This window comes from Chitiniphilus shinanonensis DSM 23277 (assembly GCF_000374805.1).
Lineage (GTDB): Bacteria > Pseudomonadota > Gammaproteobacteria > Burkholderiales > Chitinibacteraceae > Chitiniphilus > Chitiniphilus shinanonensis.
In genome coordinates, this window is record NZ_KB895343.1 from 1 (window position 1) to 21,402 (window position 21,402).

Genomic DNA, 21,402 nt, shown 5'->3' on the forward strand with positions numbered 1-21,402 from the left:
CAGGCGGTGTTCAACGCCGGCACCATCAACGACGGGGTCTATGGCTCGCTGACCATCGATGCGGCCGGTAACTGGACCTACACCTTGAACAACGCCGACCCGGCGGTGCAGGTGCTGAAGGAGGGCGAGAGCATCGTTCGCCCGATCACCGTCACCAGCGCCGACGGCACCACCCACGTCATCACCGTGACCATCCAGGGCACCAACGAAACCGCCACCCTCGGTAGCGGCACGGTGCAGGAAGACACCACCCTCACTGCCGATGGCACCTTGGTCGCGACTGGCGTGGCGACCTTCGTGCCGAGCACGCAGGCCGGCACCTACGGCTCGCTGACGGTCGATGCGGCCGGGCACTGGGTCTACACGCTGAACAACGCCGATCCGGTGGTGCAGGCGCTGGTAACGGGCGAGACGAAGGTCGAGACCTTCACCGTGACGCTGGACGACGGCGCCACCACCACCGTCACCATCAACGTGCTGGGCCTGGACGATGGCGCGATCATCGTGCCGCACACCCCGGGCGCGGACGCGGGGACGGTGAAGGAAGACGTGATACTGACGGTGAGCGGTAAGCTGGACGTGACCGACCCGGATGCGGGGCAGGCGGTGTTCAACGCCGGCACCATCAACGACGGGGTCTACGGTTCGCTGACCATCGACGCGGCCGGTAACTGGACCTATACGCTGAACAACGCCGACCCGGCGGTGCAAGGGCTGAAGGAAGGCGAGACCGTCATCCGCCCGATCACCGTGACCAGTGCCGACGGCACCACTCATATCGTCACCGTGACCATCCTGGGGACCAACGATGTGCCGACCGCGCGCAACGACAACGCGCAAACACTGGAAGACACGCCGCTGACCCTCTCCACCGGCACGCTGTTGGTCAACGACACCGATCCGGACGGCGACCCGCTGACCGTGATCTCGGTGCAGGACCCCACGCACGGCACCGTGACACTGGTGGGCGGCAACATCATCTTCACCCCTGATCCGGACTACAACGGGCCCGCCTCGTTCACCTACACCATCAGTGACGGCCAGGGCGGCACCAGCACGGCCACGGTCAACATCCACGTGATCCCGGTCAACGACGCGCCGACCACCTGCGGCGGCATGGTCACCGGCATCGAGGACACCCCGCTGATCCTGCATTGGGGCGACTTCAACGCCAGCGATATCGATACCCCGGCCAGCGGGCTGTCGATCGTCGTCGGCAGCCTGCCGGCCGATGGCCTGCTGCAATACAAGGACGGTGGCGGCAACTGGGTCTCGGCGGCGGTGGGACAGGTGTTCAGCAAGTCCTTCATCGACAGCGGCAACCTGCGCTTCCTGCCGACGCTGAACGAGTCCGGCTCGGATGACTTCGGCGGCAACGGCGTGGGCAACAAGGAGGCCGACTACGCCCGCTTCAACTACACCGTGTACGACGGCGAGCTCAGCAGCAACGTGGGTACCATGCGCATCGACATCACGCCGGTGGCCGATACCCCGCAACTGTCGCTGGAAGCCACCACCTCGACCACCCACGTCACCGACTTCCAGAACATCACGCTGCCGGACAACCCGGGCTGGACGCCGAACGTCAAGGCCAGCGACATGATCTCGTTCGGCACCTCGACCTGGCAGACCGACAACCCGGGCGGCCTGCTGGAGGTGGGTTACCAGCACATCTACCTGGGTGGCGCGCAGAGCACCAACAAGGTGATCGAGCTGGAACGCAACGCCGGTGACCCGGCCAACCTGTACACCGACCTGCAGGCGCAGACCGGCGACATCTTCCAACTGGCGTTCGACTACTCGTCGCGGATGCAGTCCAGCTCGCTGATCAACGTGTACTGGGAAGGCCAGTTGATCAAGGTGCTCAACAGCGACACCCCGGGATTCCAGCACTTCACGCTGAACCTGGTGGCCACGCAGGACGGCACGTCGCGGCTGGAATTCCGCGCCGGTAACAGCGACAGCTACGGCGGCGTGCTCGACGGGATCTCGCTGGGCAAGGTGGACGACAACATCGGCCTCCAGGATCAGTGGATCCACCTGTCCAAGATCTCCGCGCAACTGACGGACACGGACGGGTCGGAAACGCTGGCGGTGTCGATCAAGGACATCCCGGTGGGTGCCCAACTGACCGATGGCACGCATACCTTCACCGCCACGGCGGGGGCCACCTCGGTCGATGTGACCAACTGGAGTCTCGACAGCCTGCAACTGAAGCCGCCGGCCGGCTTCGTGGGCGACCTGCAACTGCAGGTGTCCGCGACGGCGACCGAGACGGCCAACGGTGACCAGGCCACCGCGAGCAACGTCATCGACGTGACCGTGCTGCTGAACAATCAGCCGCCGACGGTGGGCAGCCAGTCGCTGACCGCCCTCGAAGGGGTGCCGTCGCATCTGATCATCGACATCCCGACCGATCCCAACGGTGATGCGCTGACGGTCACGGTGACCACGCTGCCCACCACCGGGCAGATCCTCACCGATGGCGGCACGGCGGTGCAGGTGGGCGATACGCTGAGCATCCACCAACTGACCTCGCTGCAATACATCAGCCCGACCGACATCGTCGGCACGCAGGCTGCGGGCAGCTTCGGTTATGCGGTCAGCGACGGCTACAACACCGTGCATGACAGCCTGACCATCCAGGTGGTGGACAACCCGGCGATCATCCACGGCCGCGACGGCAACGACCAGATCACCGTGGCCTACGGCGAGGCGGGCGACGGCACCACCGTCTATGCCCAGTACGGCGCCTACGTCGATGGCAGCGGCGTGCCGCACGGCGCGGAAGGCCCGGTGGTCATCAACACCACCGGCACCGCCCAGGTGTTCGATGCCGGCGGCGGTAACGACTACGTCGAAGGTGGCGCCGGCAACGACGTGATCTACCTGGGCGACAGCGGCGGCACCGCTGGGACGGTCAACGAGGACCTCGGTCTGAAGTTCGTGCTGAACGACGGCCTGATGACCACGGCGGACCACCTGGTGACCCAGGCGTCGGACGGCATGCTGAGCGCGGCGGCCAAGACCTCGCAACCGGTGGCCGACCTGGCGAACGGCGGTAGCGGCGACGACATCATCTTCGGCGGCGGCGGCACCGACCTGATCTACGGTGGCGCCGGGGACGACGTGCTGTATGGCGGCGCCCAGTCCGACGGGCTGCGCGGCGGCGCGGGCAACGACACGCTGATCGGCGGGCCGGGCAGCGACGCGTTGCGCGGCGACCTCGGCAACGACGTGTTCAAGTGGACGCTGGGCGACCAGCAGGCCACCCCGGGCGCCACGGCGCTGGGCGGCGGCAACTACCTGCACCTGCCGAGTTCGGTCAATGTGGCCAAGGGTGCCACCGACGTGGTGATGGATTTCAACATGAGCACCGCGGACGGCGACAACGACAAGCTGGATCTGCGCGACCTGCTGCAAGGCGAACTGCACAGCGACGGCAACATCGGCAACCTGACCAACTACCTGCGGCTGGAAACCGTGCCCAACACCGGCGGCGGCGGCAGCAGCACCGTGATCCACATCAGCCACGACGGCGGCTTCTCCGGCGGCTACAACCTCGCCGCGGAAGACCAGACCATCGTGTTGCAGAACGTGGACCTCGGCGCCAACGACACCACCAATGCCGCGGTGATCCAGGACCTGCTCAACAAGGGCAAGCTGGTCACCGATTGACGGCCGGTTCCATTGAAAACGGCGCTCCACGGAGCGCCGTTTTTTTTTTGCCATGGGGCGAAGCGGCCCCGGTCGATTGGCCCTAACCTTCGCGCAGGCGGCCGGTCGCGGCCGGGCCGGTCCAGCCGCCCACGCCCAGCGACAGCAGCACCCGCCATTCGCCCTCGTCGTGCACGCCTTCGGCGATGGTCAGCATGTCGTTGCCCGCGGCGATGCCGACGATCGCCTTCACCAACTGCTGATTGCCGGGATGCTCGTCGATGGCCTGGACGAAGCTGCCGTCGATCTTCAGGTAATCCAGCTGGAGTTCGTAAAGCTGGGGAACGCTGTTGAAATGGCGGCCGAAGTGCTCGATGCCCAGCTTGCAGCCATACGGCCGCACCCGGCGCGCGAAGGCAGCGAGGGCGATCATCTCGTCGCGGAAGCCGAACTCGTTGACCTCGAACCACAGGCGGCCCGACTGGTCGCGGTGCTGGCGCAGCAGCGACACCAGCCGATCGACGAAGCCGGTGTCGGCGATCGAGGTGGCGGACAGATTGATCGCCAGCGGATAGCCCACCCGCTCCAGTTCGGCCAGACCGAGGCGTACCGTCTCCAGATCCAGCACCGGTGTCAGCCCCAGGCGGCTGGCGTGCGGCATGAAGGTGCCGGCGGTCAGCAGGCCGCCGTCGTGGCGCAGCCGCAGCATCAGCTCGCGATGCAGCAGCCGATCGTCGCGGTCCAGCACCGGGAACGACGCCAACTGGAAATCCTCGCGGGTCAGCGCGCCGGTCAGCAGGGTGTGCCAGTCGTGCGCCGGCAGCGCGGCGTCCACGTCGCCATCGCGCAGCAGCTCCACGCTGCCGGACGTCTCCTCGGCGCGCGCCAGCGCCTGGTCGGCACGGTTCAGCAACTGGCCCGGATCGTCGCCATGGCGATAGGTGGCGATGCCGATGGTGGCCAGCCGGTCGTCGTCGGTCAGTTCCACCCGGCGCAGTTCGCCCAGGTTTTCCAGCAGTCCGACGGCGAAGGCGTGGGCCTCCTCGCCGCCGAGCCCCGGCGCGAGCACGGCGAAATCGGCGCCGTTCAGGCGGGCTTGCAGCCAATCGGGCTGCTCGGCCCCCGCGGCGGCCAGCTTGCCGGCGACGAACTGCAGGAACTGGTCGGCGCGCTCGCGGCCCAGCCGGCGGTTGATGCCGCCGAGGTCGTGCAGCCGCAGCAGCAGCAGGCTGCCCGTCGGCGCGGCGGATTCGTCCTCCAGCGCCTGCGCCAGCCGACCGATGAAGAAGCCCCGGTTGGGCAGGCGGGTCAGCGAATCGCGGTTGGCCTCGCTGCGCAGCGATTCGATCCGCGTCGCCTGCTCGGCGAACATGGTCTTTACCCGCGCGACCATGGTGTTCATGGCCCGCACCACGTAGCGCAGCTCGATCACGCGCGGTTCGGTGATGGTGATGAAGCGGCGTTCGGTGATGGCCTCGGCCTGGCCCACCATCTGTACGATGGGGCGGCTGACCCAGCGCACCAGCAGTTGGATCGCCACGCCGGCCACCAGCCCGGCGGCGGAAATCCACAGCAGCAGGTGCAGCGCGCCGTCCCACAGCGACAGGTAGGCATAACGCGAGTGCGCCAGCACCGTCACGCTTCCGGCCTGGTGCCAGCCATCGCTTACGTCGGCCTGGCCCGCCTGTACCTGGATCGGGAACAGCCGCATGAACCATCCCGGCACGCCCTCGGGCATGGCGTGGTTCTCGCGCTCGACCACCACCCGGCCGGTCACGTCGCGATAGCGCACCATCTCGAAATGCCCGCTGTCGAAGAGCGCGGTCACCAGCAACTGCGTGGTGGCGTCGTCCTTGCTCTGCTGCGACATCGACAACGCCAGCGACGACGCGTTGTCGGCGCTTTGTATGTAGAGCTGCTGCTCCAGGTAGTTGCGGGCGGTCAGCATGCTCACCACGAAGCTGCCGACGAAGGCGAGCAAGGTGATGGTGATGACCATGATCCAGAGTTGCCTTAGCAGTGACATGACGATGTCCTTGTGCCTTATGGTCCGGGTGGAGGCGCCGGTTGCGCGTTCATGGGTAATAGCCCTGCTGCTGCATGCGCTGCATCAGGTTCTTCCAGCGCGACAGCCGGTCCACCGAGGCGGTGGAGGCGCCGGGGACATACACCCCGTCGCGATTGAAACTGAACACCGGGAGCAGGTCGGGGCGGCGCGACGCCGGGCGGATCTCGCCGATCAGGTTGTCCAGCACCAGCGGCTCGGCCTGCGGCGTCGCGTAGTAGGTGAGGACCATGTGCGCCTGCGTCACCTTGCTGTCCGGGCCGCCGATGCGCGCCTTGACGTAGGTGAGCCGCAGCTTGGCGCTGTCCATGCCGGCCTCGATCAGGCTGAAGTACTTGGCGATGGCGAAGTCCTCGCAATCGCCGCCGCCCTTGCCGAGCGATTCCAGCGGCGTGGCCCAGTAGTCCACCTCGCCCCACAGCACCTGATCGTCGACGAAAGCCAGGTTGCGGTTGAAGAAATCGTTGATGGTCTGCATCCGCTCCGGCTCGGGCAGGCTGCGGGCGGTGGCGACGGCCTGGCGCCATGCCTGGAACACCCGCAACGGCTTCTGACCGAACCGGGTCTGCAACACCTGCTCCATGCGCTCGACATTGATTTCCGAAAAAACCGGCCAGCTCAAAAGGATGGCCGTCAGAAAAAAAGCCGGAAATGGGGTAAGGCGTAGTGGGGGAATTCTTTTTAGGAAGCGCACCGCTGGGCTGCCCGCCAAATAAACTTAATCATCGTCAAAAGTATAGGCCCTGTTGGGCTATATAGGCTGAGTGGAGGGTGATTACCAAAATTCATGTGGTAGACTGGCTTTACGTGAAAATTCAAAAGAATCGTCAAGAAGACGTTCCAATGTGCGGCCTCGCCAATTGGGCTGAAGCGAGGTCTCTGATTTGGAGAATGGCAAAATGGACCTCAAGAAAACCTCGCTGCTTGCCGGCGTCGTTCTTGCGTTGACATCGCACGCCTACGGGGAAAGCCTCGCCGATGCGGTGGAAAAGGCCGTGTTGCGAAATCCTGACGTCAAAGCCCGCTGGTACGATTTTCGTGCCGCTGGCGAGGATGTGGACATCGCTCGCGGTGCCTACTATCCGCGCATTGATGTCCAGGGCGCGGTCGGCAAAGCCTGGCGCGACGACCCCAATATCGACAGCCGCAGTTATTCCAACCCCAGTGCTGGCATCGAATTACGCCAGATCTTGTTCGACGGTTTCGCCACGCGCGATGAAGTTCGCCGTCTCAACTACGCCAAGCTGACTCGTTATTACGAATTGCTCGCCACCAGCGATAACTACGCGATGGATACGGTACAGGCGTATTACGACGTGCTGCGTTATCGCGAATTGGTGAGGCTGGCCGAGCTCAATCACAATACCCACAAGGATATCTACAAGCTGATCGAGGAGCGCACCCAGGCCGGCGTCGGACGACGTGTGGACCTGGAGCAGGCCGCCGGCCGTCTGGCTTTGGCCGAATCGAACCTGCTGACCGAGCGTTCCAACCTCTACGACGTCTCCGCGCGCTATGCCCGGCTGGTGGGCGAGGAGCCGGCCGACCTGGAGCCGCCGCCCGATCTGGCGGCGCTATTGCCGCAGGCGGATGCGGTGCTGCCGCAGGCGATCAAGAACAACCCGTCGTTCCTCGCGTCCGTGGCCAACATCCGCTCGGCGCGCGCCGGGCAGGGCGTGGCCCGCGCCGCGTACTGGCCGACGGTGGACGTGCGCGCCAGCCAGGGGTACGAGCGCAACCAGGATGGCGTGGACGGTTCCTACCACACCGGCCGGCTGATGCTGATGCTCAACTACAACCTGTTCAAGGGCGGCAGCGACAAGGCGCGTGAGCGCCGCGCGCTGGAAGACCTGAACGGCGCGTTCGAGCTGCGCGACAAGGCGTGCCGCGATATCCGGCAGACCACGCAGATCGCCTGGAACAACGTGCAGCGTCTGGGTGAGCAGATCACCTACCTGGAGCAGCACGAGCTGTCCACCCGCAAGGCGCGCGATGCCTACCGGCAACAGTTCGACATCGGCCAGCGCACCCTGCTGGACGTGTTGGATACCGAGAACGAACTGTTCGACGCCGCGCGTTCGCTGGTGTCGGGCCGGATCGATCGCAAGATCGCCGAGGCCCGGGTGCTGGCGCAGACCCACCAGTTGCTCGCCGCGCTGAAGTTGGCGCCGCTGGCCGCGGAAACCGACCAGAACGAGCTGAAGGGCAGCGAGCTGGAGGACGAACAGGTCCGGTGCAATACCGCCCTGCCGCCCAGCAGCAGCGATCTGGGCAGGACGCCGGTGGCCGTCAAGGCTGCGCCGGTGACGGTCGCCCAGCTGGATGCGGCATTGCTCGATGCGCCGCCGGCCATGATCCCCGAAGCGGCGGCCAGCACCCGCCCGACGGTGACCGACGAAGCCTTGCAGATGCAGGTGTTCAACTGGGCCTCGGCCTGGGCGGCCAAGGACGTGAACCGCTACCTCGCCTTCTACGGCAGCAGCTTCAAGCCGGAAAACGCGGTCAGCCGCGATGCCTGGGAGGCGGAACGCGTGGCGCGCCTGACGGTGCCCAGCAATGTCCGGGTGGAGATCCACGGGTTCACCGTGACCAAGAAATCCGCCAATGCCGCCGAGGTGAAGTTCGTCCAGGCCTATGAAACCGGTAGTTATCGCGACCGCGTCACCAAGACCATGGTGCTGATGCCCGAGAACAACCAGTGGAAGATCGTCCGCGAACGCGTTCTCAAGGCTTGACCCACCGCGTGCCGGCCACCCGCCGGCACGCACTTCTTCATCCGCGCGCGCCTGCCTGACCGGTCCATCTGCCTGTCGCCGGCATCGTCCGGCGCCGCCTGGAAAGAAAAAGCCCCGCTTGCGCGGGGCTTTTTCCGTGGCAACCCTGCCACGGCCATGCAGCGGGGCCGGATCAGGAGCAGCTGCCCACGTCCTTCCACACGCCCCATTCGCCCGATTGCGCGGGGTTGTCGCCCTGGGTCCACCACTTGTTCTGATAGTTGTGGCCGTTGTAGCTCACCTTGGTGTTGGCGGCGGCGTAGACCGTCGCGCTGTTCCAGGCGGCCGCGCAGGTGCCGGCCGGCGTCGGAGTCGGGGTGACCGGCGTGGGCGTCGGCGTGACCGGGGTCGGCGTCGGGGTCACCGGCGTCGGGGTGGGCGTGACCGGCGTCGGCGTGGGGCCCGTGCCGCTGCAGACACCCACATCCTTCCACAGCGTCGGGCTGGCGGCCGGATTCCAGTTGGTGCCGGTGTACGCGGTGTGGCTGACCAGCGACTGGTAGTTGCGGCCGTTGTAGGTCACCAGCACACCGGCGTTGTAGGTGCTGCCCTCGGCCCAGGCGGCATAGCAACTGCCGGGGGTCGGTGTCGGGGTGACGGGGGTCGGCGTCGGCGTGACCGGGGTCGGCGTCGGGGTCACCGGCGTCGGGGTGGGCGTGACCGGCGTCGGCGTCGGCGTCGGGCCGGTGTTGCTGCTGGCGGCCTTGAAGATGTTGTAGAAATCGAAGTTGGCGGTGTTGACCTTGCTGTATTCGCCAAGGCCGCCGTTGCCGACGCGGTCGCGCTGGAACGACCACCACGCGATGCGGCCCAGGCCCTTCTGCTGCGCGAAGCTGGTCAGCGTCTGCGCATCGGCCAGGGTGAACACCTCGGTGGAAACGTCGTTCTGGCCGATCATCGGCGTGACGCCGATCATGGCCCACACTTCGGCGTCGGTCTTGTTCGGGAAGATCGGCTTGATCTGCGAGAACAGCGCGGTGGCCGCCTGCACTGCCAGATCACCCATCTTCTTGCCGTTGGAGAAGCTGCCGCCGTAATCCATCGCCATGATGTTGACCAGGTCGACGCGCACGCCGGCGTCGGCGGCCGAGCGCACCACGGCCACGCCCGGGCTGGTCAGGCCGGTGGGCAGCACCGGCAGGGTGAACGACACGAACAGGTCGGGATACTTGGCCTGCAACTGCTTCAGCGCGCTGTTGCGGGTGTTGTTCAGCGCCGTGTTGGACAACTGGCCGCCTTCCACGTCGAAGTCCACCGCGCGGATGTTGTGGCGCTGGATCATGCCTTCGATCATCGCCACCATCTGGTCCACCGAACACACGGCTTCCACGTAGGTGCCGGCGGCGCCGCCGAACGACATGATGACCCGGCCGCCGCCGCGGCTGAAGTTGGCGATATCGTCCTTCATCGTGCCGTCGAGCAGGTTGTTGCCGCTGCCGTCGTTGGAGATGTCGCAACTGCCGTTGCGGGCGATGGTGAAGGCCAGGGTCACGCTCTTCATGCCCAGTTGCTGCTGGGCGCTGGCCAGGGTGGGGGCCGGGTAGGAGGTGTCGCCGCCGTACCACATCTCGAAATACGGGGCGATCTCGGCGGCGGCCGCCAGGCCGCTGGCCAATACCACGGCCGCCGTCATGGCCTTCAGGCCGAACGGCATCTTGGTCTTGTTGCTCATGCTCTACTCCATCCTTGTAGTCTTTTCCGGATGCCGGGCGAAGGGGTTGCCGCGAGGTCCGCCCGGGCTCTGGCCGCCGTGGCGGCCGCCTACCCGTTGCCGGCGTCCGGCGCCGGGCGATGCATTACAGCAATGGAAAAACAGCTTGTAAAATAAGCAGATGCTTGCTTTCCGCCGCTGGAAGCGGGCAATCCGCGCGCCGGCGCGACCGTCCATCGCGGCGGTTCCGGCCCACCCGCGCCCCCATCCGCTTCCCATCCGCCCGTGGCGCTGCTGCAAACCCAACATCGACGCGCCCGCCGCAGTGGCCGGTGGCGCCGCCGGCCCGCGCCGCTGATCCGGGCCCGGCGATGCATGGATGACGGCGCGCCGCGCCGCGCGCAGCCGATGGAGCGGGCCCGCGGGTGGACGAGCGGCGGCCGGGCCGCGCCCCGCCAACGGGGCTGCCCGGCCGGGCGAGGGTAGCGGTATGCTATGGCTCCCATCCCCAACGAGGTATCCGTCATGGCCAAGCAATACACCATCGCCCCGCAGGATATCCGCCCCCTCGCCACCGGCCATGGCCTGTGCGTGGCTACCGACCTGATCACCCTGGAGGGTCATCCCGTCGGCTACATGGTGCGCGAGGAGCCCGAGGACGACGAGGACAGCGGCTGGCGCTTCTTCGCCGGCAGCGAGGACGACCGCTACATCGACAACCCCAAGCACTTCAGCCTGCTGGACGTGAACGTGCTCGCCAATTACGACCAGTCCATCATCCCGCTGCTGGAATCGCCCGTCGGCGCCGCCTTCGACAAGGGCGATGACGGCGTGTTCTACGACGTCAGCGAAGACTGAACCCGAGCGAGGTCGCTTATGTCCGGCAAGCTGCAACTCCTGATCATCGATCCCCAGAACGACTTCTGCGACATCCACGGCGCGGCGCTGCCGGTGGCGGGCGCCTGCGACGATCTCGGTCGCGTGGCGGCGCTGATCGAGCGCCTGGGCCCGCGTCTGGACAGCATCCACGTCACGCTCGACACCCACAATCCGATCGACATCGCGCATCCGGGCTGGTGGCAGGACAGGCAGGGCGATGCGCCGGCGCCGTTCACCGTGATCGGCGTGGACGACGTGGCGAGCGGCGCCTGGCGCACCCGCGACCCGGCGCGGCAGGCGCAGAGCGAAGCCTATGTGCGGACGCTGGCGGCGCGCGGGCGCTACCAACTGGTGGTCTGGCCCGAGCACTGCCTGATCGGCGGCTGGGGCCACAACGTCGAGGCCGGGCTGTTCGACGTGCTGGGCGACTGGGCACGGCAGCGGCTCCGGCTGGTCAACTACGTCCAGAAGGGCATGAACGAGGCCACCGAGCACTATTCGGCGATCCAGGCCGAAGTGCCCGACGCCGACGATCCGCGCACCCGGCCCGACCTGCGCTGGATCGCCCGGCTGGCCGAGGCCGATACCCTGCTGGTGGCGGGCCAGGCGTTGTCGCATTGCGTGGCCGCCACCGTGCGCGACCTCGTCACCTATATCCCGCCCGAGCGCATCGTGCTGCTGACCGACTGCTCCAGCCCGGTTCCCGGCTTCGAAACGCTGGGCGAGCTGTTCGTCGCCGAGCTGTCGGCGCGCGGCATGCGGCTGGCCACGGCGGAGGATTGGCGATAAGCGCGGCTGACGCAGCCTTTCCGGCGACGCGCGCGGGCGTCGGGCTTCACTTGCCGTACGCCTGTGGGCGACAGCAGGAAGTCCTGCCCATCGCCTGCCGGGACGTTCCGCGCTTCGCGCCGGAACCGCTACGCTGGATCTTTTCAGCCGCTCCACCCCCAGTCGCCCGCGTGATGTCCACGGCGGCGCCCAGGCGCTGCCGACCGTTTCAAGGAACCGCATGACCGCCCCCCGCTACGATGCCCTGGTCTTCATCGGCCGCTTCCAGCCATTCCACGACAGCCATCTGCGCATGGTGCTGGCCGCCCTGGCGCAGGCCGAACAACTGGTGCTGGTGATCGGTTCCAGCCCGGCGCCGCGCAGCGTCCGCAATCCGTTCGACGCCGCGGAGCGCCGCGCCATGATCGAGGCGGCGGTGGCCGCGGTGGCGCCGGAGCGGGTGGCCGACCTGCATTTCGTCCCGGTGCGCGACTATTACGACGGCGCGCGCTGGGCCGCCGCGGTACGCCGCGCGGTGGCGGTGGTGGTCCATCCGCAGGCCAGAGTCGGACTATTCGGCCACCTCAAGGACGACACCACCGGCTATCTGCGCGACTTCCCCGATTGGCCGCTGGTGCATCAGGACAACTTCAACGGCCTGAGCGCCACCCCGTTGCGCGAATCGTGGCTGGCCGGTGGCGACGACTGGCGCGCCCAGGTGCCGCCCAGTACGGCCGCCTTCCTCGATGCCTTTCGCACCGGCCCGGCGTTCGCCGCCCTGCAGGACGAGGCCGAATACCTGGCCGAACACCGGCGGCAATGGGCGCGTGCACCGTATCCACCGGTGTTCGTCACGGTGGATGCCGTGGTGGCCTGCCACGGACATGTGCTGCTGATCCAGCGTGGCGGCCAGCCGGCGCGGGGCACCTGGGCCTTGCCCGGCGGCTTCCTCGACCAGCGCGAGCGGGTGGCCGAGGCGGCGATCCGCGAGTTGATCGAGGAAACGCGACTGGCGGTGCCGCGCGAAACCCTGCTGGCCGCGCGTCGGCCGGGCGTGCTGTTCGACCATCCGGATCGCTCGATCCGCGGCCGCACGCTGACCCACGCCTTCTTCTTCCCGCTGCCGCTGGCCGAACTGCCCGCCATCGCCGCCGCCGACGATGCCGTCGCGGCGCAGTGGGTGCCGCTCGCCGAACTGCGGCGCATGGAGGGCGAGCTGTGCGAGGACCACTTTATGATCCTCGACCATTTCCTTGGCTTGCTGGACGACTGAAGTCGCCTTCTCCGCGAAAGAGGCCCGGCACGGCGACGTACCGGGCCTCGTTGTCTGGCCCGCGCGCTGCGGCCGGGGGATTGTCGACCGCGCAAAGAGCGGCTGACAAAACCCAGCGCAGCGGTTCTGGCAAGAAGCGCGAAACGCAGACAGTACAAGACGTACGGCAAGTTCGCGCGACGCGGCCAGAAGGGTTTTGTCCGCCGTGCTAAACCACCGGCTCGTCGCCCAGCCATAACGGCAGGGTCGGATCGGTCACCGGCGCCGCGTCGGCAAAGCGCACGCCGATGCCGAGCAGGCGCACCGGGCGCTGACCGCGCGGCCAGGCGTCGCGCAACAGGCGCTCGAACACGGCGGCGTCGGGCGCGGCGCAGACGCATTCCATCGTGGTCTGGGTGAAGTCGTGGTACTTGATCTTGACGAAGGCCTTGTGCGGCGGCTCGTCGGGATCGGCACGGGCCAGCCGCTGGGTGAAATCGGCGAGCAGGCGGGGCAGTTGCGCCAGGCAGTCGTCGAGCGCGGGCAGATCGCGCGGATAGGTGTGTTCCACCGACAGCGACTTGCGACGGCCGCCGCCCTCGACCGGCCGGTTGTCGTCGCCGCGGCATTGGTGGTAGAGCGAGCGCCCCAGCTTGCCGAAGCGCGTCACCAGCGCCTGCTGCGACCAGCCGCGCAGGTCGGCGCAGGTGTGCAGGCCCAGCTGGTGCAGCCGCTGCGCCGTCACCTTGCCCACGCCCCACAGTTTGTCCACCGGCAACGGGCTGATGAAGGCGTCCACTTCCGCGGGCGTCACCACCAGTTGCCCGTTGGGCTTGTTCCAGTCGCTGGCGATCTTGGCGATCAGCTTGTTGCCCGCCACGCCGGCGCTGGCGGTGATGCCCACCTCGGCTTCGATGCGCGCGCGGATCTCGCGCGCGATCAGCGTGGCGCTGCCGTGGCAGGCGTCGCAGCCGGTGACATCGAGATACGCCTCGTCCAGCGACAGCGGCTCGATGCGGTCGGTGTAGTCGCGAAAGATGCGGTGCACCGCGCGCGACGCGGCGCGGTAACGCTCGAAGTCGGGAGGAAGCAGCACCAGCGTGGGACAGAGCCGCAACGCGCGCGAGGTGGGCATGGCCGAGCGCACGCCGAAGGTGCGGGCAGGGTAGTTGCAGGTGGCGATCACGCCGCGCCGGTCCGCCGCGCCGCCGATGGCCAGCGGCACGTCGCGCAGGGAAGGGTCGTCGCGCATCTCGACCGAGGCATAGAAGCAGTCGCAATCGATGTGGATGATCTTGCGCGGCGCGTTCATGCGGAATGGGCAAGTCGGGAAATGGGAAATTGTACGTTCGTTCTATATGATGCGAAAGCCGTCGCGCGCACCGGCCGACGGGGAACCAATCGGCTGCTTTGCAACACTGATATTCACGATTCCATAAGTCGCCGACCAGCGTCACTTCGGCGGCGCCCGCCCACAGCACCACCATGACCGTTCCCTACAAGCTGATCGTCTTCGATTTCGACGGCACGCTGGCCGATTCCTTCGATTTTTTCATCGAGGCCACCAACGCGCTGGCCGCGCGCTACCGATTCAGGCCGATCGCCGAAGGCGAGGTGGAATCGCTGCGGGGCCTGCATGCACGGGCGATGATGCGCCATCTGGGCCTGCCCGGCTGGAAGCTGCCGCTGGTGGCGCGCGCGTTCCGCCGGCTGATGGCCGAGCGGCACGACATCGTGCTGTTCGACGGCGTGGCGCAGGCGTTGCGCGAGTTGCACGCGCACGGCGTGCAGCTGGCGCTGGTCACTTCCAACTCCTATACCAACGTCTGTCGCACGCTGGGGCCGCGCAACATGGCCCTGCTGGATTACTGCCAGTGCGAGACCTCGCTGTTCGGCAAGCGCGCGCGCCTGCGCCGGGTATTGCGGCAGAGCGGCGTGGCGCCGCACCAGGCCATCTGCATCGGCGACGAACTGCGCGACGGCGAGGCGGCGCGCGACGTCGGGATGGCGTTCGGCGCAGTGGCGTCGGGCTATACCCGGTTGTCGTCGCTGGCGGGGCAGGCGGATGCGGTGTTCGCCGACCCGGCCGATCTGGCGGGGCAATTGACCGGCGTGGCCTACAGTTGAATCCGCTTCTTTCCTACAGCGTGCATTCGTCGGGAAAAAATAAGATTCCAGTGTCAAATGTCTGGAAGACCACCATGTTGAAATGGGCGCTGATCTTTTTTGTGGTGTCGGTGATTGCCGGCCTGTTCGGTTTCGGCGGGATTGCCGCAGGCGCTGCCGCCATCGCCAAGATCCTGTTCTTCATTGCGCTGGCATTGTTCGTGTTATGCCTGGTGCTGGGGCTGACCGTATATAAGAAAGTGACAAAGTCGTGACAGGGCGGCTTTTTTCGGTTTATTTGCACCGGAGACTTGAAAGATGAAGCTTTCATCCGTACCTTACAAGGGCGTGGACACCGCTGCGCGTGCCCTCCAGGCATATCAGGATTTACAGGATTCATCGATGATCGAAGGCTTGACCCATCCGTCCCAACTATTCGTTTCCGAAGAGGAAACCACCTGGCTGTCGCTCCGTGCCGCGGAGGAACGCCAGACCAACAAGCTGATCCAGCGTAACCGCGCCAAGCGCGAGCTGCACGAGCAACTGAAGCAGATGGCCGAAGCCCGCGGCTTCACCGTCGACCAACTGCTCGAAGCCCTGGAACCCCAAGACTGATTCCCCTCCGCCCGTTTGCCGCGACCGATGCGTCGCACGGCATGAGCGGGCCACCCACGCCATCGTCAATCCGCCCGACAATAGCTGCGTCGGGATAACGCGATTCCCCTATTCATTGCAGGGAATAATGCATCGCCGATTGGTGGCACATCCCGCTGGACAATTACTACATATTGTGTGCAATGGCAGTCCTATTCCTACAGGATGGAATGGGCCATTGCCCGGCGCCCGCCCATTCGATGCAATCCTCATGCACCGATCGAGTGCATTACCTGGAAAAAACAAAGCCGCCCAAGGCGGCTTTGTTTCGTGAACACGGCGCAAATCAGCAACTGAGATTGTTGCCGCTGGTCACTCCCAGGATCTGGGTAAAGCTCAGGTACGCATTCACCCGGCTTTGCACCTGGGCCGGATTGCGCCCGCCGCATTCCAGCGAACCGTTGATGCTGCGGATCGTCTCGCCGAAGCCCGCACCGTTCACGATGGCGTTGTGCGGCGTCATGGTGCCGGGGCCGGATTGCGTCATCCAGTACCAGATCGCGGTCTTCCAGGCCACCGCCGAATCGCGGGCGACCAGGTCCGGGTCGGCCAGCAGCGGCAGACCCAGCGCGGCACCGGCGGCACCGTAGTTGAAGTTCCAGCTCAACTGCATCGGGCCGCGGCCGTAGTACTGCTTGCCCGGGGCGCAGGCATAGACGCTGCCCGGATCGCAGTACAGCGGCCAGTTGGCCTGGTTCTGCTCGACGATGTACACCAGGCCGCCGGTCTCGTGGTTGATGTTGGCGAGGAAGGCCGCGGCCTCCTGGCGCTTGGTGGTGTCGCTGCCGGTGTTGGCGAACTGCGGATACGCCGACAGCGCCTGCACCAGCCCGCTGTAGCTGTAGAAGCTGTTGCGGCCGGGGAACATGCGGTTGAAATCCGATTCCGAGACGACGAAACCACCGGGCGACGGGGTCGGAGTCGGGCCCGGAGTGGGCGTGGGCGTCGGGCCCGGGGTGCCACTGCAGGTGACAGCCTTCCACACGCCCCATTGGCCGGACTGCGCCGGGTTTTCACCCTGCGTCCACCACTTGGCCTCGTAGGCGGTGCCATTGTAGCTGACGCGCTGGCCGCCGGTGTAAGCGGCGCCGGCGTTCCACGCGGCATACCCGCAGGTGCCGCCGCCGCCGGGCGACGGCGTGGCCGGCGTGGGGGTGGGCGACGGGCCGGGTGTCGGGGTCGGCGTGCCGCCGCCGCTGGCCGGACCGATGTCCTGCCACAGCGTAGGCGTGGCGGCCGGGTTCCAGTTGGTGCCGACGTAGGCGGAATGGGTGACCAGTGCACGATAGTCGCGGCCGTTGTAGGTCACGACGGTGCCGGCGGTATAGGTATTGCCTTCGGCCCATTGCTGGGCGGCGACGGCGACCGCGGGCAGCAGCGCGCCGCCGAGCAGGGCGGCGAGCAGCGTCGCCGGCACCCACGCACGGTATTGGGTGATTGCATCCACGATTGACTCTCCATCTTTGGTATCGAACCCGCCTTTTTAGCGGCGGTGGCGTTGCGCGCCGTTGGAAGCACGCACGCGCAGATGGAGCATTGATGTCTGCCAATTCCGCGTCAACCAGGACATTGGCATGCATGATTGTTGGTAAGTCTGTCCTTCCGCTTGCAATGCCTTGCTGGACTTGGCCTGAATTGCGGAATACCGGCTTCAAGCAGTGTTTCAGCCTGCCGACAGACTGTAGGTGTCATCCGATGAAAGGGTTTTCATTGTCGGGGTGTCGACGCCGGGCTGCCGGCTGCTTCGATGAATTGCAGTGCGGGTGCGTCGCGCCAGCGACCTTCGCAGATCTTCTCGCAGCGGGCCGGCTCGATCAGCACGCCGGGACGCGCGCCGCCGCCGGCATACGCGGTACAGGCCTCGTCGCCGTAGGTAAAGGTGTATTCGGCCCAGCGGGTCCAGCCATATTGCGCGCGCAACTCGGCCTGCGGCGCCCGGCTGGCCGGCACGGAAGCGTCGGACGCGGCGGGATGGAGCACCAGGGTGCCGGGCTTGACGCTGTCGCCGCCCAGCGCCGGGCAGGCGGCGCGCAAGGCGGCGGCGATCTCCGCCAGTTGCGGGGCCTGCGATGGCGCACCCGCCTGGATGGGGGCCGAGGCCGGCATTGCCGGCTGGACCTGGCGCTCCGCGGCTTCGGGCTGGCGCTGGCAGGCGACCAGCAGCCATGGCAGGGCAAGGACAAGAATGAAGCGGTTCGGGGGGATGGCATGCATGGCGGTTCTCCTGGCGGCGGGCCCATGGGCGCCGATATGGCGGCACCGGGGCGCGATAGTCAGGCTCAGCAGTTTCCATGCCACGGCGGGCGCCGCATTGCCGGGCCGGCGGCGTGCCCGCCGCTGTAAATCCTGCATGCGCGACAGGCGTTTTTTCCCTGGGAAAGGCGAGGCCAGGGGCTCAGGAAACGCGACAGTCCGGAGATACGGCAGGGCGGATGTTTTGTTTCAGCGACGTGACAGGGTGCCATTGGTCGAGAAAAGCGGCGTAAGTCATGCGGCAAGCCGGATGTGGCTTCTACATCGACATCTGGTCCACCCCTGGAGCACACACCGATGGAACACCTCGAATTGCAGCAGGCCGTCCCGGCGACGCCGGTCGAGCCGTCCAACCGCCGCATCGCCGACCGCCGCGCCATAGCGGAAGACGATGAAGAAGCGTTATGGCGCTGGACCAACATGCTGCTGAATGGCAACGAGCGCCGCAGCGGCGACGAACGCCGCAGGCTCGACAGCTGATGTGAGTGCGCGGCGGCCGGCGTCACCAGCTGCCGGAAGCCCCCCCGCCGCCGAAACGACCCCCGCTTCCCGAGAAATCGTCCTTGTCCTCATCGCGCTCGTCGCGGCGCGACGATGTATCGTCGTCGCGCGCCGCCTGCGCCTCGCCCACGGGTTCGCGTCCCAGGCCGCCCGGCCGACGGGACAGCCAGACGAAAACGACAATGAAGAGCACCACCATGATGCCGAGGCCGCTCAGAATCAGGAGGCCGACGGGAGGTACCTCCGGCTCGGCGGGTGCTGGCAGTGGCTCACCGTCGATCAAATGCGCCAGCTGCGCCACGCCGGCCGCGATACCCCCCGCGTAATCGTTGCTGCGGAACGCCGGCACGATCTGGTCGCGCACGATGCGCCCGGTGGCGGCGTCGGTCAGCGCGCCTTCCAGGCCGTAGCCGACCTCAATGCGCACCTTGCGATCGTCCTTGGCCACCAGCAGCAGCACGCCGTCGTCCACGCCCTTGCGACCGAGCTTCCAGGCTTCGGCCACGCGGATGCCGTATTGCTCGATGGTTTCCGGCTGAGTGGTCGGCACCAGCAGCACTGCGAGCTGGCTGCCGGTGTTGTGTTCCAGCCGCCGCAGGCGCTCGACCAGCGCGTCACGCTGCGCTGGAGTCAGGGTGTGGGTCAGGTCGAGCACGCGCTGGCCGGGCGGCGGCACCGCCACTTCGGCATGGGCGGCGGGCAGCAGGGCGCACAGCCACAGCAGGGCAAGGCAGCAAAGGTGTTTCAACGCAGCACCGGGCGGTTGGGCAATTCGTTGTGATCGACCTGGCCCGCGCCCAGCGGAAAGTGCTCGGCCAGTTGCCGGCCCAGCGCCTGGAGCGCGGTGGCGAGACCGTCGACCGGGCGACCGCCGGCCAGATCGTCGATCAGGCCGGCGCAGATGGCCTGCCATTCGCCGTCGGGTACCGCCTGGGCGATGCCGCGGTCGGCCACCAGTTCGATGCGCCGCTCGGCCAGCAGCAGATAGACCAGCACGCCGGTGTTGTATTCGGTATCCCACATGCGCAGGTCGGAGAACCATTGCACCGCGCGTTCGCGCACCGGCAGACCGCGCCAGGCGTCGCGCAGCGGCAGGCGGCTTTCCACCACCACGCGCAATTCGCCGCGATGCCCGGCCTCGGCGTCGGCGATGACGCTTTCCAGGCGCGCCATCGCCGGTTCGTCGAACCGTGCCAGCGCGCGGCTGGGCTTGAGGTGCAGCCACAATCTACGCCATTGCATCACCAGCCTCCCGAGGCGCCACCGCCCCCAAATCCGCCGCCACCGCCGGAAAACCCGCCGCCTCCACCCCCACCGCCCCCGCCGCCCCCGATGCGGTGACCGCCGGAGCCGGAACGGCTGAGCAGCATCATCACGATTTCCCAGAACAGTGCCGAGCGGACGATCATCAGCGCGATCACCATCACCGCTGCCAGGCCGAGCGCGATCGGCAGGCCGAAGCCGGTGCTGAAGGCAGCCAGCGCGCTGACACCGGCGACGCCGCCGCTGCCGATCCAGTTGCCGGCCGCCTTGCTGAGGATCACCCCGCCGAACAGGATGCCGCCCAGCACCAGCAGGATGGTGTTGAACGCGTCGTCCGGATTGTCGATGAACGACTCCTTCACTGGCGGCAGCGGCTCACCGTGGATCACCGACGCGATGCGTGTCACGCCGGCCTCGACGCCGCCGGCGAAGTCGCCACTGCGGAAGGCGGGCAGGATGTCCTCGCGGATGATGCGGCCCGAGGTGGCATCGGGCAGTGCGCCTTCCAGGCCGTAGCCCACTTCGATGCGCACCTTGCGGTCGTCCTTGGCCACCAGCAGCAGCACGCCGTCGTCCACGCCCTTGCGACCGAGCTTCCAGGCGTCGACCACGCGGATGCTGTATTGCTCGATGGCTTCGGGCTGGGTGGTCGGCACCAGCAGTACGGCCACCTGGGCGCCGGTCTCGCGTTCCAGTTGCGCCAGCTGTTCGGTCAGCCGGGTTTGCGTCGTGCTGTCCAGCGTGCCGGTGAGGTCGGTGATGCGCTGGGTCAGCGCCGGCACGGCGACCTCGGCCCAGGCCAGCGGCCCGAGCAGCAGCCAGCACAGCGCCAGCGCGAGCAGGCGGCGCGTCATTGCTGCTTACCGAAATCGACCTTGGGCGCGTTGGAGATGGCCTTCTCGTTCTCGACGCTGAAGTTGGGCTTGGTATTCAGGTCGAACATCTTGGCGGTGAGGTTGGTGGGGAACGAGCGCACCGTGGTGTTGTAGGTCTGCACCGCCGCGATGTAACGGTTGCGCGCCACGGTGATGCGGTTCTCGGTGCCTTCCAACTGCACCGACAGGTCGCGGAAGTTCTCGTTGGCCTTGAGGTTGGGGTAGTTCTCCGCCACCGCCAGCAGGCGCGACAGCGCCGAGGTCATCTCGGCCTGCGCGGCCTGGAACTTGGCGAACGCGGCTTCGTCGTTGACCAGCTCGGGCGTGATCTGGAGCGAACCCACCTTGGCGCGGGCATTGGTCACCTCGGTCAGCACTTCCTTCTCGTGCTCGGCATAACCCTTGACCACGTTGACCAGGTTGGGCACCAGGTCGGCGCGGCGCTGGTACTGGTTCAGGACTTCGGACCAGGCGGCGTTGACGGCCTCGTCCTGCGCTTGCAGCGCGTTGTAGCCACAACCGGACAGCAGCAACACGGTGGTCAATACCAGCAGCAGACGTTTCATTCGATGATCTCCAGGCGAAGCTGAACAGTGATGGGCCTATTGTCAGATAAAGGCGATGCCGAAGAAAGCAATACATGCCGCTTCAAACAGCCAGGACAGGGTTTGCCGCAATGGGGAACCGCGGCGGCGGCATGCCAT

Annotated in this window: 19 protein-coding genes; 9 read left to right on the forward strand and 10 right to left on the reverse strand. The window is 66.8% G+C overall.

Annotation, left to right across the window (positions count from 1 at the left end):
- Nucleotides 1–3,678: VCBS domain-containing protein (locus C556_RS0110395; RefSeq protein WP_018748189.1), on the forward strand; the 3,678-nt coding region annotated here is incomplete at its 5' end.
- 82 nt (nt 3,679–3,760) lie between these two features.
- On the opposite strand, the gene C556_RS0110400 is transcribed toward C556_RS0110395, so the two are convergent.
- Nucleotides 3,761–5,683: a bifunctional diguanylate cyclase/phosphodiesterase gene (locus tag C556_RS0110400; protein WP_026262991.1), complete on the reverse strand. Its 1,923-nt coding sequence runs from the start codon at nt 5,681–5,683 to the stop codon at nt 3,761–3,763.
- Between the two features lie 49 nt (nt 5,684–5,732).
- Nucleotides 5,733–6,344 carry a transglutaminase-like cysteine peptidase gene (locus C556_RS0110405; protein WP_040431046.1) on the reverse strand — a complete coding sequence of 204 codons (612 nt, stop codon included), beginning with the start codon at nt 6,342–6,344 and terminating at the stop codon, nt 5,733–5,735.
- A 277-nt stretch (nt 6,345–6,621) separates the two neighbouring features.
- On the opposite strand from C556_RS0110405, the gene C556_RS20070 reads away from it, so the two are divergent.
- Nucleotides 6,622–8,457: a TolC family outer membrane protein gene (locus C556_RS20070; RefSeq protein ID WP_018748192.1), complete on the forward strand. Its 1,836-nt coding sequence runs from the start codon at nt 6,622–6,624 to the stop codon at nt 8,455–8,457.
- Between the two features lie 172 nt (nt 8,458–8,629).
- Here the strand turns inward: C556_RS20070 and C556_RS24200 are convergent, their stop codons facing one another.
- Nucleotides 8,630–10,168, reverse strand: a complete 1,539-nt coding sequence (locus C556_RS24200; protein WP_018748193.1) for a carbohydrate-binding protein — start codon at nt 10,166–10,168, stop codon at nt 8,630–8,632.
- 504 nt (nt 10,169–10,672) lie between these two features.
- Here C556_RS24200 and C556_RS0110420 point away from each other — a divergent pair.
- The 3 genes from C556_RS0110420 to C556_RS0110430 all read left to right on the forward strand — a co-directional run bounded on the left by C556_RS0110420 (nt 10,673) and on the right by C556_RS0110430 (nt 13,067).
- Complete coding sequence (locus C556_RS0110420; protein WP_018748194.1) at nt 10,673–11,005, forward strand: DUF2185 domain-containing protein; 333 nt, start codon at nt 10,673–10,675, stop codon at nt 11,003–11,005.
- Between the two features lie 18 nt (nt 11,006–11,023).
- The gene (locus C556_RS0110425) at nt 11,024–11,815 is read left to right on the forward strand and encodes a cysteine hydrolase family protein (protein ID WP_018748195.1); all 792 of its coding nucleotides are present in this window, start codon (nt 11,024–11,026) and stop codon (nt 11,813–11,815) included.
- A 220-nt stretch (nt 11,816–12,035) separates the two neighbouring features.
- Nucleotides 12,036–13,067, forward strand: a complete 1,032-nt coding sequence (locus C556_RS0110430) for a bifunctional nicotinamide-nucleotide adenylyltransferase/Nudix hydroxylase (RefSeq protein ID WP_018748196.1) — start codon at nt 12,036–12,038, stop codon at nt 13,065–13,067.
- A gap of 208 nt (nt 13,068–13,275) precedes the next feature.
- Here C556_RS0110430 and dinB read toward each other — a convergent pair whose 3' ends face one another.
- Nucleotides 13,276–14,358, reverse strand: a complete 1,083-nt coding sequence (gene dinB / locus C556_RS0110435; protein ID WP_018748197.1) for a DNA polymerase IV — start codon at nt 14,356–14,358, stop codon at nt 13,276–13,278.
- Nucleotides 14,359–14,531: 173 nt separating this feature from the next.
- On the opposite strand from dinB, the gene C556_RS0110440 reads away from it, so the two are divergent.
- The 3 genes from C556_RS0110440 to C556_RS0110450 all read left to right on the forward strand — a co-directional run bounded on the left by C556_RS0110440 (nt 14,532) and on the right by C556_RS0110450 (nt 15,767).
- Nucleotides 14,532–15,173 carry an HAD hydrolase-like protein gene (locus C556_RS0110440; protein WP_018748198.1) on the forward strand — a complete coding sequence of 214 codons (642 nt, stop codon included), beginning with the start codon at nt 14,532–14,534 and terminating at the stop codon, nt 15,171–15,173.
- A 74-nt stretch (nt 15,174–15,247) separates the two neighbouring features.
- The gene (locus C556_RS0110445) at nt 15,248–15,427 is read left to right on the forward strand and encodes a DUF1328 domain-containing protein (RefSeq protein WP_018748199.1); all 180 of its coding nucleotides are present in this window, start codon (nt 15,248–15,250) and stop codon (nt 15,425–15,427) included.
- Between the two features lie 127 nt (nt 15,428–15,554).
- On the forward strand, nt 15,555–15,767 hold the full coding sequence (locus tag C556_RS0110450; RefSeq protein ID WP_018748200.1) for a hypothetical protein: 213 nt from the start codon (nt 15,555–15,557) through the stop codon (nt 15,765–15,767).
- A 325-nt stretch (nt 15,768–16,092) separates the two neighbouring features.
- Here the strand turns inward: C556_RS0110450 and C556_RS24205 are convergent, their stop codons facing one another.
- Both C556_RS24205 and C556_RS0110460 read right to left on the reverse strand, forming a co-directional pair.
- Nucleotides 16,093–17,253, reverse strand: coding sequence for a glycoside hydrolase family 19 protein (locus C556_RS24205; RefSeq protein ID WP_018748201.1), 1,161 nt, complete (start codon nt 17,251–17,253; stop codon nt 16,093–16,095).
- A gap of 260 nt (nt 17,254–17,513) precedes the next feature.
- On the reverse strand, nt 17,514–18,020 hold the full coding sequence (locus C556_RS0110460; protein WP_018748202.1) for a hypothetical protein: 507 nt from the start codon (nt 18,018–18,020) through the stop codon (nt 17,514–17,516).
- Between the two features lie 336 nt (nt 18,021–18,356).
- Here C556_RS0110460 and C556_RS0110465 point away from each other — a divergent pair, with 336 nt between their 5' ends.
- Nucleotides 18,357–18,539, forward strand: a complete 183-nt coding sequence (locus C556_RS0110465) for a hypothetical protein (protein WP_018748203.1) — start codon at nt 18,357–18,359, stop codon at nt 18,537–18,539.
- A 22-nt stretch (nt 18,540–18,561) separates the two neighbouring features.
- On the opposite strand, the gene C556_RS0110470 is transcribed toward C556_RS0110465, so the two are convergent.
- From C556_RS0110470 to C556_RS0110485, 4 genes are read right to left on the reverse strand one after another with little or no spacing between them, the layout of a single operon-like run.
- Nucleotides 18,562–19,308 carry a TPM domain-containing protein gene (locus C556_RS0110470; RefSeq protein ID WP_018748204.1) on the reverse strand — a complete coding sequence of 249 codons (747 nt, stop codon included), beginning with the start codon at nt 19,306–19,308 and terminating at the stop codon, nt 18,562–18,564.
- A complete protein-coding gene (locus tag C556_RS0110475) occupies nt 19,305–19,802 on the reverse strand; it encodes a TPM domain-containing protein (protein WP_245559234.1) in 498 nt (165 codons plus the stop codon). The genes C556_RS0110470 and C556_RS0110475 overlap by 4 nt, the downstream gene beginning before the upstream one ends.
- Nucleotides 19,802–20,677 (reverse strand): TPM domain-containing protein, encoded by an 876-nt coding sequence (locus C556_RS0110480; RefSeq protein WP_018748206.1) that lies wholly within the window; start codon nt 20,675–20,677, stop codon nt 19,802–19,804. Before C556_RS0110480 ends, C556_RS0110475 begins: the two co-directional genes overlap by 1 nt.
- Nucleotides 20,674–21,264, reverse strand: coding sequence for a LemA family protein (locus tag C556_RS0110485; RefSeq protein WP_018748207.1), 591 nt, complete (start codon nt 21,262–21,264; stop codon nt 20,674–20,676). The genes C556_RS0110480 and C556_RS0110485 overlap by 4 nt, the downstream gene beginning before the upstream one ends.
- Between the last annotated feature and the right edge of the window lie 138 nt (nt 21,265–21,402).